General features: G+C 69.6%; 12 protein-coding genes. 2 read left to right on the top strand and 10 right to left on the bottom strand.

The window, feature by feature from the left end:
* Positions 1-180: 180 nt before the first annotated feature.
* The 4 genes from ACWPXK_RS28085 to ACWPXK_RS28070 all read right to left on the bottom strand — a co-directional run bounded on the left by ACWPXK_RS28085 (position 181) and on the right by ACWPXK_RS28070 (position 3725).
* Entirely contained in the window at positions 181-1518 is a 1338-nt protein-coding gene (locus ACWPXK_RS28085; protein WP_454199177.1) for an alkane 1-monooxygenase, read from the bottom strand.
* 174 nt (positions 1519-1692) lie between these two features.
* Positions 1693-2472, bottom strand: a complete 780-nt coding sequence (locus ACWPXK_RS28080) for an alpha/beta fold hydrolase (protein WP_454199176.1) — start codon at positions 2470-2472, stop codon at positions 1693-1695.
* A gap of 88 nt (positions 2473-2560) precedes the next feature.
* Positions 2561-2956: a low affinity iron permease family protein gene (locus tag ACWPXK_RS28075; protein ID WP_454199175.1), complete on the bottom strand. Its 396-nt coding sequence runs from the start codon at positions 2954-2956 to the stop codon at positions 2561-2563.
* A 292-nt stretch (positions 2957-3248) separates the two neighbouring features.
* The gene (locus ACWPXK_RS28070; protein ID WP_454199174.1) at positions 3249-3725 is read right to left on the bottom strand and encodes a DUF7144 family membrane protein; all 477 of its coding nucleotides are present in this window, start codon (positions 3723-3725) and stop codon (positions 3249-3251) included.
* 219 nt (positions 3726-3944) lie between these two features.
* Here ACWPXK_RS28070 and ACWPXK_RS28065 point away from each other — a divergent pair, with 219 nt between their 5' ends.
* Positions 3945-6563, top strand: coding sequence for a LuxR C-terminal-related transcriptional regulator (locus tag ACWPXK_RS28065; RefSeq protein ID WP_454199173.1), 2619 nt, complete (start codon positions 3945-3947; stop codon positions 6561-6563).
* Between the two features lie 53 nt (positions 6564-6616).
* On the top strand, positions 6617-8272 hold the full coding sequence (locus tag ACWPXK_RS28060) for an alkaline phosphatase D family protein (protein ID WP_454199172.1): 1656 nt from the start codon (positions 6617-6619) through the stop codon (positions 8270-8272).
* A gap of 38 nt (positions 8273-8310) precedes the next feature.
* Here ACWPXK_RS28060 and ACWPXK_RS28055 read toward each other — a convergent pair whose 3' ends face one another.
* From ACWPXK_RS28055 to ACWPXK_RS28030, 6 genes are all read right to left on the bottom strand, one after another.
* Complete coding sequence (locus tag ACWPXK_RS28055; protein ID WP_454199171.1) at positions 8311-9438, bottom strand: metallophosphoesterase; 1128 nt, start codon at positions 9436-9438, stop codon at positions 8311-8313.
* A 76-nt stretch (positions 9439-9514) separates the two neighbouring features.
* On the bottom strand, positions 9515-10756 hold the full coding sequence (gene trpB / locus ACWPXK_RS28050) for a tryptophan synthase subunit beta (RefSeq protein WP_454199170.1): 1242 nt from the start codon (positions 10754-10756) through the stop codon (positions 9515-9517).
* A gap of 167 nt (positions 10757-10923) precedes the next feature.
* On the bottom strand, positions 10924-12147 hold the full coding sequence (locus tag ACWPXK_RS28045) for a serine hydrolase (RefSeq protein ID WP_454199169.1): 1224 nt from the start codon (positions 12145-12147) through the stop codon (positions 10924-10926).
* 47 nt (positions 12148-12194) lie between these two features.
* Positions 12195-13679: a protein kinase domain-containing protein gene (locus ACWPXK_RS28040; protein WP_454199168.1), complete on the bottom strand. Its 1485-nt coding sequence runs from the start codon at positions 13677-13679 to the stop codon at positions 12195-12197.
* A gap of 19 nt (positions 13680-13698) precedes the next feature.
* Entirely contained in the window at positions 13699-15177 is a 1479-nt protein-coding gene (locus ACWPXK_RS28035) for a serine/threonine-protein kinase (RefSeq protein ID WP_454199167.1), read from the bottom strand.
* A 184-nt stretch (positions 15178-15361) separates the two neighbouring features.
* A complete protein-coding gene (locus ACWPXK_RS28030; protein ID WP_454199166.1) occupies positions 15362-16600 on the bottom strand; it encodes a hypothetical protein in 1239 nt (412 codons plus the stop codon).
* Positions 16601-17280: the final 680 nt, after the last annotated feature.

Below are 17280 nucleotides of genomic sequence, written 5' to 3'. Positions count from 1 at the left end.
CACCTTCGTGCCGGACTGCTCGCCGGCGCAATCCTGCTGGCTCCCTTTGTCACAGCGGCACCGGCGTCAGCCGCCGGCATCCCACTGCAGCCTGCCGAACCCGTCGAACAGTCGGATCCGGTCGCCAGCCCGGGCTGCCCCGGCGGCGCACCGCACTGGGACTGTCTGCTGGCATCGCTGTCAGCGAGCGGTTCCAGCCGCTGAGGATCGCCCGCGGGCGGACTTCGTTTTCCGTGGCCTGACCATCCACCGCCCGCCGGATCTTCGGTCGAATCGGTGGATGGTCAGGAGATCGCCGCGATGCCCGTTGGCTGGACCGGCTGACGCGACTGCCCCTGGGCAAATCGGTGTCGGGTCAGTGGTGGCGAGCCCGGCGCAGCCGCGAAGGACGTGGTGACGTCGGGGTCGGGGTTTGGTGTTGGCGAGGGTGATGTCGCCGCCGTAGTGGGCCAGTACACGGCGGTCCATGACCGCGCGCCAGAGCGGAGGTATGGCGGCCAGCACGATCATGCTTGCGTAGCCGGCCGGCAGCTGGGGTGCTTGCTCCGAACTGCGCAGCGTCTGGTAGCGGCGGCCGGGATTCGCGTGATGGTCGCTGTGGCGTTGCAGATGGAACAGGAACAGGTTCGTGACGAGGCGGTCGCTGTTCCAGCTGTCGCGCGGTGAGCACCGCGCGTAGTGGCCGTTGGCACGGCGCGGGCGCAGCAATCCGTAGTGCTCGATGTAGTTCACCGTCTCCAGCAAACCGGCGCCGATCAGCGCCTGTAGCGCCAGGAACGGGATCACCACCGGTCCGAAGACCACGATCATCGTGCCGAACAGCGCCACGGTCATCGACCAGGCTTGCAGGAGGTGGTTGTCTCGGCTGAACCAGCGTTTCCCTTTGCGGGACAGGCGTTCACGTTCCAGGGACAGCGCCGAGCGGAACCCGCCGACCATGCTGCGCGGCAGGAACAACCACAGCGACTCGCCGAGCCGCGCACTGGCCGGGTCTTCGGGTGTGGCGACACGAACGTGATGGCCGCGGTTGTGCTCGACGAAGAAATGCCCGTACCCGGATTGCGCCAGTGCGATTTTCGCCAGCCAGCGTTCGAGATGCTCGGCGCGATGCCCTAGTTCGTGCGCGGCGTTGATGCCGATGCCGGACACGAATCCCAGGGTCACGGCCAGTCCCAGCTTATCGGCCGGGCTCAACGCGGTACCCGACCACAGGTACCCCGCGACGAACAGGCCGAGGAACTGGATCGGCAGGAAAAGATAGGTGCACCAACGGTAGTAACGGTCGTCGGACAGTGCCGCGTAGTCTTCCTCGCGCGGGTTGCTCCCGTCGTCTCCGACCGCCACGTCCAGCAGCGGAATCAGCACCAGCACGATGACCGGGCCGATCCACCAGAACACTTCCAGTCCCGTGCGCGCCACCAATTGCGAAGGCAGTAGGGCACAGGCCGGGGCGATCAATCCCAGCATCCACAGATAACGCTTGGGGTCGCGCGCCTGCGTATGCTTGAAGATCGTCATAGCCGTCTCGCTGGTCGGAATGGTGCGCTGAAACTTCGCTCAGGCGAATGCCTATTCCTCGCCGTGCGCCCGCGATCCGTTACAGCCACCGGCTTCCGTCGCCGTGCGTACTGCCGCGCCAGCCGTGATCCCTCATCCGGCCGCGGCAGACCTGCCCCGCAAAGGTGAGATGAGCTAGGACGCCTCGGCTGCGGTGGTGTGCGTGGTGGCGAGAATGGTCCGAGCGACCAGCTCGGGGTCATCGATCATCGGCACGTGACCCACCCCGGGCAGCAGGGAGAAGACGGCCTCGGGCAACCGAGCTCGGGCAATCGCTCCATGGATCTGCTCGGGAAGAACCCGATCGTGCTCCGACCAGGCCACCGTGATCGGGCACGGCAGCGGATCGAAGGAGGCAACGTGTTCGTCGGTGCCGAGCAGGTCGGCGGTGACGGTGCATCCCAGCAGATCGTGTAAGACGGTCATGGCTTGCGCCGGTGTGATGCGATCGCCGTGCACCGCGATGTTGCGCAACGCCACTCGCCGGATCAGCGCACTGCGCAGTCCCAACGGTGCGAGAAATCCCAGCAGCCGGCCGGTGGCCGCCTCTCGGGCGATCCGACGGGTCGCGACCGACTGGCTCCTGCTGCCGGAATCCCAGAATCCCGCGGGCGACAGCGCGCAGACGGTCTCCGCGCGGCCGCGGCGAGCCAGTTCGATCGCCATCCAGCCACCCAGCGAATTGCCCGCGATGTGCGCGCGGCGCAAGCCCAGCGCGTCGAACTGCCGCTCGATATCGTCCACCAAGTGCTCGACCCGCGCCGGACGCCGCAGCGCAGGTGGTCCACCCCGATGGCCGACGGCCGTCGGGGTGATCACCTCGTGCCGCGCGGCCAGTAATGGTGTGACGTCATCCCACACCCGCTCGGACATGGTGACACCGTGCAGAAGTACGAGCGGGGGTTTGCCGGCCATTGGCTTCCTTCGATTCGTAGGGATGACGAAGGGTGGATACCACAACCGAGTCAGCGGCGACAGCGGAAACCTCGACTCGGCCGAGGGGTTACGCGGATCTGTCGTTGTGCGCGAAACCGTGTTCCATGCACCGCTGCTCACCGCGACAGCTCACGGCGGCATCGGCGCTCAGTCCGACCTTGACGTCCGACAGCGCCTCGGCGAGAGCGTTGAGTTTGACCTGCATCGCGTAGGTGGCCCGGCTGTGCATGTTGTGCAGCAGCGCGACCAGCACGAACGTGACGATGGTCGTCGCGGTGGTGAGCAGCAGCGGCCAGCCGTCGACGTCGCGGCCGAACAGCAGACTCACCGCCGCGGTCAGCACCAGCCCGACGATCAGCACGAAGAACAATCCCTTCGACACGACCGTGCCCGCCGCCGCGGCGACGTCGTCGAACACCGAGGCCGGTCGCACCACCTCCGTCGGTATCATCACCACTCGCATCGCGGACTGCTTGGTATGGTTGCCCACCGCAGAACCCCTTCCCATCGCCACGCAGCGGTATCTCCGCACTGTTCCGCACCCGCACCGCTGGCCGACCGAGCCGCGGCGATCGCCGCGCACGCGCACCCGATCTCGCCTGCCGGATTCCGGCAAGCGCCACAAGACATTCGGTGCCGCGCGGCGGCAGGCTGGGTCGGAATCGGAGAGGCGGGGCAGACCACGACGCGGCCGACGTCGGACTCGACCTGCGCCGAGCCGACCTCGACCGCGTCCCCGCACCCTGCGTGCCCAGCTATTGGGGCGGTGCCGCGGGTGTTCGCCCGGTCAGGCCTTCGCGCCCGCTCAGGCCTTCCGCCCCGGCCGTGTCCGGCCTCCAGGTGGCGATCGCCCAGATCACCACGATGTTCAGGGCGATAACGAGGATGGACCAAGCCGGGTAGTACGGCAGCCACATGAAGTTTGCGATGATCGACAAGGCGGCCAGGCAGATCGCCGTAACCCGGGCCCAGGTGGCGCCGGTCATCAAACCCAGCGCGGCGATGATCAGCAGGATCCCGAGCACGATATGGATCCAGCCCCATGCCGTGGTGTCGAACTTGTAGACGTATTCCGTGCCCACGATGTACAACTGGTCCTCCGCGACGGCGGAAATGCCCTCGAAGACCGACAGCACACCGACGGTCAGCAGCAGAATCGCGGCCGCTATGGACGTGCCCGCCGCGATGCCACGGCGCACGGGGTGTTGTTCCGGTGCGGTCATATGCGTCATCGATCGCCCCTTTCTGGGAAGTAATGGACGCATGTCGAATCTCCACCACACGCACCGTTCGGCACTTCACCCGTTCCGGGTGGCTCCGATGCCGCACACCCGTCCGGGATGAAATTTCCATAACGACCGCACCCGATCGGATCGAGCGGTCTTTCCGCTGGGTAAGTTCCGGGAGCTAGGCGCGGTAGTGATTTGTCAGCACACGGCCCGGGAGGCACGGTGACCACATCGCACGTCCCCGCTCTACGCCGCATCCCTTCCGCAGCGGAAACAGCTGCCGAGATACCGGCGTTGCCCTTCGCGCCGATTCCGCGAACGGACTTGCTCGCCGCCGTCGACGCGGTCTCGAACGCTGGCAACGGGGGTGTGCTATTGGTTTGCGCGCCCGCGGGGACCGGAAAGACCGTCCTGCTGGCCGACTGGGCGACTCGGCACACCGCGGGGGAACCGGACGTGGCGTGGCTGACCATCACCGATGAACTCGACGACCCGGCGTCGCTCTGGGCCGCGCTGCACACTCGATTCGGCATCGCCACCGCCGAGCGCGGCGGGCCGCCGACCGCGGGCGCGGCGGCGCTCGTCGACGCGCTCGCCACGCGGGCGACGCCGACGGTAGTCGTACTCGACGACGCTCATCTGATCGCCGATCCGCTCGCGCTCGCCGGAGTCGAATACTTCCTGCACCACGCGCCGCCAACCGTCACGACGGTGCTGTGTGGCCGCTTCGCTCCGCCGATCCGGTGGCATGTCCTCGATCTCCAGTCGCGCCTGACCCGCTGGAGCATGAGCGAGCTCGCCTTCACACCGGGTCAGATCGACGCGTTGTGTCGCGACCACGGCTGCGAGCTCACCGACACCGAGCTGGACACGCTCGGCACGCTGACCCATGGCTGGGCGGCGTTGGTGCGCATCGCCGCCGCCCATCTGGCCGCCCGTTCCGACGACCGGGCCGCGGCGCTGGCCATCCTCGCGCGGCCACCACGCGCCGTCGCGGAGTTCTTGGGCGGCGAACTCGTCGAAGGACTGCCGCCCGCACTGCGCCAATTCCTCACCTACACCAGCATTCCCGTGTCGTTCACCGAGCAACTCGCCGACGAACTCGTCGGCGGCGGCGCGGGACACTATCTCCACGAACTCGACCGGATCGATTTCCCGATCAGCGTCGATTCGCGTGGTGACGAGGTGTGGTACGCCTGTCACCCCATGGTGCGCGCCTACTTCCGCGCCGAGGTGCATCGGCTCGGGCCACAACTGTGCGCGGACCTGCACGGCCAGTCTGCGCGGTGGCTGTGTTCCGCGGGCCTGCCCGCGACCGCGCTGCCCCATTTTCTCGCCGGTCCGGACCGGGAAAGCCTGTGCGCGTTCCTGTCCGACTGCGCGCTGCGGATCGTTCTCGACGGAGCCGGCGACACGTTGTTCGACGGGCTCGCCCAGTCGGCGCCCACCTTGCTCGACGACCCGTTCCTGTGGCTGGTGCGGGTTGTCGACGCGCTCGTGCGCGGCAGCACCGCCGCCGCGGTCGCGTGCCTGGACACGGCGATGGCGCGCCGTGCAGGCAAGGTCTCCTTCGCCCCTGCCGAACGAGTCGACACCCTAGCGCTCGCCGCGGCGATCGACGTCGCGGCGACCACCGGGACCGCACTCGGTGAATTCCGGGACGAGATCGCGCCGACCGGGGACCCCGATCTCGACGCGTACACCGCGATTCAGGTCGCCAGCGGGCTGGTCGCCGGCGGCGCGGTCGCGCGCGGCGAACAGTTGCTGCACGCGAGCCTGGCCTTGGCCGAGCATGCCGGGCGGCCGCGGTTGGTGCTGCGGGCGCTCACCCGGCTCGCGCTCGCCGCGAACGCCGTCGACGCTGCCACCGCGATGCGTGACCGCGCGGCCCACGCCCTGACCATCGCCGGCGCGCACGGACTGCTGGAGGCCACCGACGCCGTCCAGGCGACCGCCGTCGCCGCCTACGGCGCCTACCTGCAAGGCGAGACGCCCGATCCGGCCCAGGTGAGCGCCGTCCTCGCCGAACACGTCGAGCACGACGGGTCGTCCGGTCCGGTCGCCGGGTGGCACGGCCACGTGATCGGGCGGCTGCTCGACCTGGAGCGGAGCGAGGAGCCGTCGGCCGCGGTCGAGGCGCTGCGCCGGAGCCTGCTCATGCTGGTGGAGCACCGCACCCTGCCATCGGCGACCGCCAGCCTGATCCTGCCGGTGGTCTGGGCGCTGCTGCGCGTGCACGATCCCAGGACCGCGCAGCTGCTGGTCGAGCGAGCCCGCGGCATCGTCGGCGACCTGTCCGAGGTCCGCATGGCCGACGCTGCCCTGAGCGCCGCGGCCGATCGCCCCAAGGCGACCTGCGCCATCCTCGAACCCTTGCTCGACAACGCGATCGATCTGCGTCCGGTCAGCGCGATCACCGGATGGCTGCTGTACGCCTCGGCCCAGCATGAGGCCGGAGCGCCGGCCAAGGCCTTGACCGCACTGGAGAACGCGCTGAACGCCGCGGCCCCGCAGCGCCTCATCCGGCCGTTCCTCGACATACCTGCCGCTCTGCCCCTGCTGGACAGCTACGCGGGCCGTTTCGGCCGGTCGGAGAGCTTCGCCGCCGGGATACGGCGGCACCCCGCGGTACACCGCAGGTCGGCCTACCCCGCGCTGACGCGCACCGAGATGACCGTGCTCAAGCAGTTGCCGTCCGGCCGCACCGCCCAGCAGATCGCCACCGACCTCGGTGTCTCGGTCAATACGGTGAAAACGCACCTGCGTGGTATCTACGGCAAATTGGGGTCGAATTCCCGGGTCGACGCGCTCGAGCACGCCCGTCGCGGCGGACTGCTCTGACCCGCACCGGGTTCGGGTCCCTCTCCTGATCGGGAGCGGCCGTACGCTGATGTATGGCCCTCTCTCGTCGGGAAGTGTTACGAGCAGGCGCCGCGGGATCGGTCGCGGTGCTGGTGGGAACGGCCGCGGCCAGCAGTGCCCGGTTCCCCGCGCCGCGCTGGCTGGGTGATCCCTTCGCACTGGGCGTCGCGTCCGGGGATCCCGCTCCCGACAGTGTGGTGCTGTGGACGCGACTGGCGCCGGATCCGCTGGCGCCCGACGGGCTCGGCGGCATGCCTCTGGATCCGGTGACCGTCGAGTACGAAGTGGCCCACGACGAACACTTCCGGCAGGTGGCGGCCCGCGGCACAGCACTCGCCACCCGTGCGCTCGCCCACAGTGTGCATCCGGAGGTACACGGGTTGGCGCCGGATCGCTGGTATTTCTACCGGTTTCGGGCCGGCTCGGCCATATCCCCGGTCGGGCGGACTCGCACGGCCCCGCCGCCGGGGCAGCCTTTCGCACGGCTGCGCTTCGCGTTCGCCTCGTGCCAGTCGTGGAGTTCGGGCTACTACACCGCCTACGAACACCTGAGCCGGGAAGACCTGGACCTGGTCGTGCATCTGGGCGACTACATCTACGAGCGCGCCTGGGTGAACGGACGCGCGGGCCTCGCGATCGGTCCGGATTTCCGCGACGAAGCCGTCGATCTTCCGGGCTACCGGCTGCGGTACGCGTTGTACAAGGCCGAGGAACCGTTGCGTGCCGCGCACGCCGCGTTCCCGTGGCTGGTCACCATGGACGATCACGAGGTCGACAACAACTGGGCGGCCGGCACGCCCGGCATCGGGCTCGACATCTGGCGCGTCCCCGCCCTGTTCCGCCGCCGCCGCGCCGCCGCCTTCCAGGCCATGTACGAGCACCAGCCACTGCGCAGCACCGCACTGCCGTCCGGGCAGGGCATGCGCCTGCACCGCCGCTTCCGGTTCGGCGATCTCGCGGAGATCACGATGCTCGACACCCGGCAGTACCGTACCGCGCAGGCGTGCGACGGCGCCGTGGTCGCCGACTGCGCCGACCGGTTCTCCCCCGCCCGCACCATTCTCGGTGCGGAGCAACGGGATTGGTTGATCGAGGGCTTCATCCACTCGCCGGCCCGCTGGCAGATCATCGGCAACCAGGTGGGCATGAGCCAGAACGACATCGACCCGGGCCCTCAGGTCAGAGTGTCCACCGATTCCTGGGACGGCTACGTCGCCGATCGCAATGCCGTGCTCGGCGCCGCCGCGGAGCGCGGTGCGGGCAATCTGGTGGTGATCACCGGCGACCGGCACGAGAACCATGCCGCCGATCTGCGGCGCGACTACACCGATCCGGAATCACCGGTGGTCGCGGCGGAATTCACCGGAACATCGATCACGAGCAACGGCGACGGCGGCGACCTCACCGCCAAGGGCCGCGTGCTGCTCGCGGCGAACCCCGACCTCAAGTTCTTCAACGCGCAGCGCGGGTATGTCCGCGTCGAACTCGATCATCGAGTCTGGCGCAACGATTTCCGCGTGGTGCCCTATGTCCGCCGTCCCGGCGCGCCGATTCACACCCGCGCCAGTTACGTCGTCCAGGATGGGATTCCGGGCGTCACCGAAGCGTGGAGTCCCGGCAGTCCGGTCTCGCCCCCACCCGAGCCCGATGCCACCAGCCGGCCGGAAGGCACCCGCGGCAGCCGCTGACCAGGCGGGCACGCTGCCCGTACGCCCGGCGCGCCCGGCTACTGCGGACGCAGGACGAGCACGGTGATTTCGCTCGGCGCGAAGACCCGCAGCTGCGGCCCCCAGAACCCGGTTCCCCGGCTGGTGTAGAGCTGGGTGCCGCCGTGGCGGCTCAGTCCCGCGACGACGGGCTGGTCGAGCCGAACGAGATAGTGGAACGGCCAGATCTGGCCGCCGTGGGTGTGGCCGGAGATCTGTAGTGCGACACCGGCGGCCGCGGCGTCGGTGATCTGCTTGGGTTGGTGGGCGAGCAGGACGACCGGCGCGCCCGGGTCGGCATCCGCGAGGGCGGCGGGAAGGTCCGGGCCATGACCGGCGAGGCCGACGCCCGTCGGGTCGTCGATGCCCGCGATCACCAGTTGATCGTCGCCGCGGCGCACCGTCACGTGCTGATTGTGCAGCGGTTGCCAGCCCAAGGATCTCATGTGGTCGATCCAGCCTTGCGCGTCGCCGAAGTACTCGTGATTGCCGGTGATGTAGAACCGGCCGAGCTCGGCCTCGACCTTGCCGAGCGGATCGACCTGCGCGTGACGCTTCGCCACCGAGCCGTCCGCGAGATCACCGACGTGACAGGCGATATCGGGACGTTGCGCGTTGACCACGTCGACCACGCGTTCCGACCAGCGCAATCGGTCGAGCGCGGCGAAATGGGTGTCGGTGACGACCACCAAGCGCAGGCCGTCCAGCGCGGGTCCGAGTCCGGGGATGGATACCTCCACGGTGCGGACCCGCGGCACCCGCCGCGCTTCGACCACACCCCACACGACGAGCACGGCCGCCGCGGCCAGCACGCCCGCCGCGACGATCCGGGAGCGGGCCGGATCACCGACCCCGGCGACGGCGAGCCCGAGGCGCGCGAGGTTGCCGAGAACCGACCAGCTGAACACCACCCACATCACGCCGAGCAGCGTGTCGCCGACGATCGAGGCGGCATCCGACTGCACGGGCCCGTGGCCGAGATACATCGACACGGGCAGACCGGCGAACGCCACCGCGAACAGCGCCGAACCGAGCCAGAACAGCGAGCCGGTTCCCTGGGTGGGCGCCGCCACCAAGGTCCACCACGGCAGCAGGAACAGCACGGCGGGAATGGCCAGGAACGGGACCAGGCGGGATACATACTTCAAGAGGGCTCGTCCTCGTGCGCGGGTGAAGCGCGCGGTCCCTCCCCCGCGCCATGAACGCCTCCGACGATAGCAGCGGTTATGCCACGCCGAGGCGATCGGCGGCGACGGCGAGATCCTTGTCACCGCGGCCGGACAGGCACAGCACGATGACCGAGTCGTCGGGAACCTCGCCGCGGTCGGCCATCTCCAGCAGATGCCCGACGGCGTGGGCCGATTCGAGCGCGGCGAGGATGCCTTCGGTGTGACTGAGCGCCTGCATCCCGCGCAGCGCGACGGCGTCGGTGGCCGCGCGATAGCTGACCCGGCCACTGTCTTTCAGATGGCTGAGTTCGGGGCCGACGCCTGGATAGTCGAGTCCGGCCGCGATGCTGTGGGTCCGCGCGATCTGGCCGTCCTCATCTTGCAGCAGGTAGCTGTAGGAGCCGTCGATCTCACCCGGGCTGCCCATGCTCAGCGTCGCCGCGTGCGCGCCGGTGTCGACCCCGAGCCCGGCCGCCTCGACGCCGATCAACCGCACCTGCGGGTCGTCGGTGAACGGGTGGAAGACACCGATGGCGTTGCTGCCGCCACCAACGCAGGCGAGGACGTAATCGGGCAGCCTGCCTTCGACGCGCGCGATCTGGTGTCTGGTCTCCGCGCCGATCACCGTCTGGAAATCCCGCACGATCCGCGGGTACGGCGCGGGCCCGGCCGCGGTGCCGAACAAGTAGTGGGTGGTGTCCAGGTTGGCCACCCAGTCGCGGACCGACTCGCTGATGGCGTCCTTGAGCCGGCGGGATCCGCTGTCGACCGGTCGGACCTCGGCGCCGAGCAGGTTCATCCGAACCACGTTCGACGCCTGGCGCCGCATGTCGTCGGTCCCCATGTAGACCACACAGGTCAGGCCGAGCATCGCGCACACCGTCGCCACGGCCACGCCGTGCTGGCCCGCGCCGGTCTCGGCGACGATCCGTCTCTTGCCCATCCGCCGGGCCAGCAGCGCCTGCCCGAGCGCGTTGTTGATCTTGTGAGCGCCGGTGTGGGCCATGTCCTCGCGCTTGAGATACACCCGCACGCCCGGCACGCCGAGCAACTCGGCGAACCGCCGCACCTGATGCAGCAGCGTGGGCCGTCCGACACGGTCGCGCAACAATTCCCGGTACTCCGCCACGAAGCTCGAATCGGCTTGCGCCAGACGGTAGGCCTCTTCGAGATCCAGCAGCGCGGCCATCAGTCCTTCGGGCACGAATCTGCCGCCGAAAACGCCGAATCGTCCGCGCTCATCGGGAAACACCTCGTGCCGGAACCCGCTCGCCGCCACGTCGTGATCAATCCTCATCAACACCAACGCTTTCACCGCCATAGAGCCGACGGGTCAGTCTGTTCCGCTCGCCCTAGCGCAACCCCACAGGGCGGCAACAAGCGAGTTAACAGACTAGATCTGTCAGATGGCCGAGGTCTTCTCACTGGTGGAGGCGATCGAGACCCCTGTGTGAGTAGCGCGTGCTACTGGTCGGCGGGCACCGTGGCGGAGATCTGCGCGACCAGCTGCCACGGCCGCTTCGTGTCGGTGGTCGACTTGCCGCTGGTGAGGATCGCTCCGGACAGCCCGCGAGCCGGGTCCGCCCAGCCGTACTGGGTGGTCAATCCACTGCGGCCGAAGTGCGCTCCGGTGTCGCGGCCGAACTTCGACCTGCGCCCGCCGAGTTCGAAACCCGCTCGGCTGACCCGTCCGGCCACGCCCGGTATCCAACGGGCCGGCCGCACCGCCTCCTGCAATGTCTCCGGCAAGATGATCCGGCGACCGTCCGGTGCGCCCCGGGTGAGAATCTCGTAGAACCGCGAAAGCTCGGACGCGGTGGTGATCAGATTGCCCGAGGGCAGCTCGGCGGTGTGGAAGGCATCGGTCGCCGACCGCGACGCGCGGTCCATGCGTCCACCGATCGCCTTGCCGGCCAGATAGGTCGCCAGCCGCGACGGGGGTGGACCGATCTTGACGCTCGGCACCACCTTGTCCACGTCCTCGGGACGCACCCCGAAGCTGGTCCAGCGGAATCCGAACGGCTCGAGCACTTGTTCGGACAGATGCTCGCGCAGGCGCTTTCCAGTCGCCCGCCGCACCAGCAGACGCAGGATCAGTCCGCTGGTCAACGCGTGGTACACGCGGAAGCGTCCCGGCTTCCAGCTCGGGACCAGATCGGCCAGCGCTCGCACGGCCAGGTCCTCGTCGAGCACCAGGTCGACACCCTGGTAGGGCGGCGTGACGAAGGGAATCCCAGCGGAGTGCGACAGCACGTCGCCGATCGTGATGGCGGCCTTGCCATTCGCCGCGAACTCGGGGATGTAGTCGGACACCGGATCGTCCAGGCCGAACGCGCCCTGTTCGATGAGCATGAACATCAGCGCACCGGCGACGCCCTTCGCCGTCGAGAAACCGCAGAACGGCGTGTCCGGCGTGGCGAGCACTTCGACCACGTCCGGCCCGTCGCCGGGCGCGTTGCCCCAGCCATGACCGATGGTCCGGTTCAACGCGATCCTGCCGTTGCGGCGCAGGCACACCTGGATGGCCGGGGTCGTGCCCAGGCGGTACCACGCGCGCACCGACTCCCACACCGACTCGACGTCCGCGCGGCTGAGCCCGGCGTCCGCGGGGTCGTCCTCGGGGCCGCGGGTCGTCACGGCGTCCAGGTCCTGGGCGATCGCCACCGATCCGGCCGTTAGTGCGCTCACCCGGCCAGCTTATCGGCCGCGAGCCGGTGCCGCCGGTGCGTGATGGCTCACAGCGGCGCCGATTGCCACCACTGGTCGAACAGGTCCTGGCCGGTGTGGTGATCCCAGGAGACATCGAGGACGATCCAGGCCCGGGCGGGGTCGTCGAATCCGACTGTGAGCAGTCCCGTGTTGCCGCCCGGGTAATAACTCCAGCGCACTCGTCCGGATCCGGATGTCCTGCGCCAGGTGTCCCGGCGCGTGGTGTCGTTGTCGATGTTGGTGTCGAAGGCCGAGTCGCGCCGGGGGTCGCCGCGCCGGAATGACCATACGTACCAATGGATTCCGTTGTCCTGTCGGCATTCGAGCGCTGCGGCGCCACCGTTGTTGACGACGTTGATGTCGGTGCAGCGCGCGCCCTGATAGCCCACGCCTTGCGGAGTTGCCGGGAGCAGTCCGGAGAACAGGGCGACGAGCTCGGCATTGCGGCCCCAGGCGGACGAGGCAGCGGTGGTGCTCGGGGGCGCGGAGGGCTGCCGGGAAGCGGATAGGGTTGCGCTGCTCGGGATGCCTTTCCCCGTCACCGTGCTCCCTCGCACGGTGAGGGCAACGGCGAGTGCGGTGACCAGCAGCAGCACTCCGGCCGCCGCCACCAGCAGGTGAGGAGCCGGACGTGTGGGCGGCGCGGGCTCGGCTATGCCGACAGGTTCCCGGCGCGGCGGGGCGAGTGCCCTGGCCGCGGCGGCGGCCAGTGCCCCGCAACTGTCGTAGCGGTCCGCGGGACGCTTCGCCATCGCGGTGGCGATGACGGCGTCGAGCTCGGCGGGCAGAGCCGGATCGGCCGCCGAGGGCCGCGGCGGTGGTTCGGCCAGGTGCGCCCGCAGCACCGCCGCCGGCGTGCCGCGCACGAAAGGCATGGTGCCGGTGAGCATCTGGTAGAGCGTGGCGCCCAATGCGTACACATCGCAGCGGTGGTCGAGCGGCTCGCCGCTGATCTGTTCGGGCGCGACGTAACCGAGCGTGGCGATCAGCGCTCCGGCTGCGGTCAGTCCGGTGGTGTCCTCGCGGCTGCGCGCGATGCCGAAATCGGTGACGAACACCTGGTCGCGACCGTCGTCGCCGGGGGCGACCAGGAGATTCGCCGGTTTGACGTCCCGGTGCAGCAGGCCGCGCCGGTGGGCGGCGTCGAGCCCGTCCGCGGCCTGGGTGAGAATCTCCACCACCCGGCTCGGCGCCAGGGCGTTCCCCGCGAGCAACCGTGCCACGTCCGAACCCGCCACGTAACGCATCGACATCCACAGCTGCCCGTCCTCGCTGCCGCGGTCGTAGATCTCCACGATGTTCGGATGATCCAGTCGCGCCGCCAGTTCGGCTTCACGCTGGAACCGGGCGCGGAATTCGGGATCCGCGCCCGCGGACACGTCGAGCACCTTCAACGCCACCGAGCGCGGCAGCCGTGGATGGCGCGCCAGGTACACCGTCCCCATGCCGCCGGCGCCGAGCGTGCGCTCGATCCGATATCCGGCGAAGACCGACCCCGCGCGCAACGCCATACCCGTCCCGTTCCTCGGCTCAGATCGGCGCGCCGATCCACCATCTGTCGTACACATCCTGGCCGCCGTTCCCGCCGGACGCGCTGACCGTGCAGAAATTGCGGTGCGGATCGGTGAAGGCCACGTCGAGCAGGCCGAAGCCGGCGAGGTTGTCGGTGGCCCACCGGACCGTGCCGCTGCCCGACGGCCGCGTCCATGGCTGTTCGCGCAGGTCGGTGCGGCCGAGTGTCTCGGACGTATAGGTCACCGGACGACGGGACGGGTCGCAGCGGATGTTGACGTTGATCCCGTCGTCGGTGGCGGCCGGGCAGTGCAGCCACGCGCCGCGGTCGTCGTTGAGTGCGCAGCGCATCCCTTGGTAGCCAAGGCCTTCGGGGTCGGCCGGAAGCAGGTTCGGGAACGCGTCGACGATGTAGGCGGCGGCTCCCCACGCGGACACCGCCGTGGTGGTCACCCCGCCGGTCGTGGACGGCGGCGACACGGTCGACGACGCGGCGGCGACCGGCTGTCCGATTCGTTCGCCGGTACGGACCAGGACCACGGCGAGCGCCGCGATCACGACGAGAGCGACCATCCCCGCGATGAACGCCAGCAGTCCGCTTCGCGCTCGCGGTGGCGGGGCATGCCGAAATACCGTGGGGGCTGGGAGATTCGGTGGTGACTCCAGTGCGCGCAGCGCCGCGGCCGCCATTTCGCCGCAGCTGGCGTATCGTGACGCCGGATTCTTCGCCATCGCCCGGGCGACGACCTCGTCGATCGCCTGCGGCAGCATCGGGTTCGCCTGCGACGGTCGCGGCGGCGGTTCGTAGAGATGCGCCTGCAAGGTCGCCGCGGGCGTGCGACGACCGAAAGGGACGGTTCCGGTGAGCATTTCGTAGAGAGTGCAGCCGAGGGAGTAGATGTCGGCGCGGTGGTCGAGCGGCGCGCCGGTCAGCTGCTCGGGTGCGGCGTAGGCGAAGCTGGCCAGCACCGATCCCGTTGTGGTCAGTGCCGCGGTGGCGTCCAGGGAACGGGCGATCCCGAAGTCGGTGATGCGGACCGCGTCCGAGCCGTCGTCGGTGGTCGAGACCAGAATGTTCGCCGGTTTCACGTCGCGGTGCAGCAGTCCGCTGCGGTGCGCCGCGTCCAGCCCACGGGCCGCCGCGGCGACGATCCGCACCGCCCGCTGAGCGGGCAGCACGGCGGGGCCGCGGCGCACCAATTCGGCCGCGTCGAGCCCGTCGACGTACCGCATCGCGATCCAGAGCAACTCGCCTTCGGCGCCCCGGTCGTAGATGGAGACCACGTTCGGATGCTCGAGCCGGGCAGCGAGTTCGGCCTCCCGCTCGAACCGCGCGCGGAACTCCCCGTCGGCGCCGAGTTCCGGATCGAGGATCTTCACCGCGTCCCTGCGCGGTAATCGCGGATGCTCGGCGAGATACACCGCCCCCATCCCGCCCGCACCGATCCGGCGCACGATGCGATAACCGGCGAAGATGTCGCCAGGCTGCACGGACACGAGGCGCCCTCCTCCCTGAGGGAGCAGGATACCGGGCGCAACTCGTCCGGAGACCGAGGCCATGCGCACCTCGCAGCTGCGCCTGTCCCCTCCTATGGCGCGGGATCGATGCGAAGAGCCGATACCGCGGCCCTCATGAGCACTCTGCGGTGGTCGCTCGGTCAGGATGGGTTTCCGGCTCGGCTCAGCCGCCCTGGATCGCGCGTTCCTTCAGCTTCCAATGGTTGTCCCACCATGCCTGCACGACCGCTGGATCGGCGTCCCAGGACGGGGGCGGGGACTCGCCGGGCAAGAGGAAGGTGTCATCGGGTGCACCGGCGGCAGCCGGAGCATGTTCGGGTGCCGACGTCGTCGGGTGCGGCCGGTGTGTCGGGGGCTGCCCCGGGAAGGGCTGACCCGGCAGTAGGTCGGGAGGCATGGGCGGGGGCGGCTCGATGGGTCGTTGGGCCTCGGCTGTCACAGGAGGCGGCGCGGGCGGCAGAGACGGTTCGGGATACGGAAGCGTCGTCGCCACGGGCATGGGGTCGACCGCGGGAGGCGGGGCCGCCGGGATCGGGATGACCGGCTGGGCCTCCGGCATTGGCTGTTGCGCGGGAGCCGGGGCCGCCGCGGGGCCGCGAATCTCGGTGTTCGCCGGTCGGTCCTCGGGCGCCTGCACGACCGCAACGGCGGCTCCACCGGCCAAGGCGGCGACGGCCGCCGCGACCAGGATCGCCCGCCCCGTATGACGCCGCCCAGCCGGAACCGTTGCCGTTGGAACACTGCGGAAGGGGGCGGCCGCCGCCAAGGCGGCGCCGTACGCGGCCGCGTTGGCGAAGTGGGGTGCGATGATCACGGGTGTGGCGAGCCCGACTCGCACCGCGGACACCACCTCCGGCTTCCCCGCCGACGTGCCGCACAGTAAGACGGCGTCGGGCCGCAATCCGGCCGCTTCCAGCTCCGGCCGGATCCGGCCGATCGCCTCGCCCGCGGTATCCGCGTCGACCACGCCGGACGACCAGGAGTCCCCGGTCAGGATCTCGTCGCGCCGCGGTCCGACCACGAGGTAGGACGTGTGGTAGCCGACGACCTCCAGCACCAGCAGAGTGCCGTACTCGGCCAGGCCCGGTACCTCGTCGAGCAACGCGAGCAGAGCCGTTTTGGCCGATACGAGCGACGACGAATGCCACGCTGCCGTCGACAGGTGCGACACGATCGCCCGACGTTCGGGCACCGTGCGGTACGCGACGGCGACGTCGTCGATCTCGATGTCGGCATCCGCGCCCGTCAACGCCTCGAGGGTGGCGGCGACCGACGCGGCGGCCGAGTGCTCGACCGGGTGTTCGACCTCCCGCAACACGGTCGGCGGCCCACCCTGCTGCACCGAGAGCACGACCCCGCGCACCACGGTCTGCTCCGCTGATATTCCGACTGTGGCGCTCATGAGTTCACCTCGCATCGAATGCCCTTAATAGAGGTTCGTTACGGAGTTAGCCAACGATTGGCCAGTTGCCCTGCGTACTACCAATGAGGCGGTCGCAGAGTGCTCGGCCACCTGGCACACACGCGATACGGCAGCCACGACAGCAGTGGGGGCATACGGCACCGCCAGAGCCGCGTGCCAGGTGACGTCCCCGTATTCCGACACTCGCCGTGGCGCCCGTAATGCTGGACGGCCGCTGGCATGCTTGCCCACCACCGGGCGGCACATGCTGGGATACCGCGAGCGGCGCCGCCAGTGGATAGCCATGCGTCATGAATGATGCGTGGCGAGTGATCCTCCAATGGCCTCCACGGCCGCATCCGTACGCCGCATCCGTGCTGTGTGGAGCGTCGCGCCCTCCGGCATTCGGTCGAGCCTGGCGGTCGCGGTCTTGGTCAGGCAGTCGGTGTAGACGCCGCCCGTGCCGGTGATCGCCGCCGCGGCCTCGGCGACCTGCTGCCAGGTGGCCGTCCCAGTCGGCCAGCGTGCGGGCCTTCGGGGCGAACGGGTGCTCGGCGCCGTCGAAGTTGCGCCGCACCCCTTGCTTGCCGACCGGCGGGCAGGTGTGCGCCTCGGCTCGATCAGCCCGCGGGTGCAGGCGGTGGTCCGGGGAGGGGGATGACGATGCCGAAGGGCAGGGT

It is taken from the genome of Nocardia sp. Marseille-Q1738 (genome assembly GCF_965283145.1).
Note: the sequence above shows the minus strand (reverse complement) of the source record. Positions and strands in the feature narration are given on the sequence as shown.

Bases quoted from the DNA above. Each gene is read 5' to 3' on its own strand.
- ACWPXK_RS28085 (WP_454199177.1), bottom strand. From the start codon at position 1,518: ATGACGATCTTCAAGCATACGCAGGCGCGCGACCCCAAGCGTTATCTG.
- ACWPXK_RS28060 (WP_454199172.1), top strand. From the start codon at position 6,617: ATGGCCCTCTCTCGTCGGGAAGTGTTACGAGCAGGCGCCGCGGGATCG.
- ACWPXK_RS28030 (WP_454199166.1), bottom strand. From the start codon at position 16,600: ATGAGCGCCACAGTCGGAATATCAGCGGAGCAGACCGTGGTGCGCGGG.
- trpB (WP_454199170.1), bottom strand. From the start codon at position 10,756: ATGAGGATTGATCACGACGTGGCGGCGAGCGGGTTCCGGCACGAGGTG.
- ACWPXK_RS28040 (WP_454199168.1), bottom strand. From the start codon at position 13,679: ATGGCGTTGCGCGCGGGGTCGGTCTTCGCCGGATATCGGATCGAGCGC.
- ACWPXK_RS28080 (WP_454199176.1), bottom strand. From the start codon at position 2,472: ATGGCCGGCAAACCCCCGCTCGTACTTCTGCACGGTGTCACCATGTCC.
- ACWPXK_RS28075 (WP_454199175.1), bottom strand. From the start codon at position 2,956: ATGCGAGTGGTGATGATACCGACGGAGGTGGTGCGACCGGCCTCGGTG.
- ACWPXK_RS28070 (WP_454199174.1), bottom strand. From the start codon at position 3,725: ATGACGCATATGACCGCACCGGAACAACACCCCGTGCGCCGTGGCATC.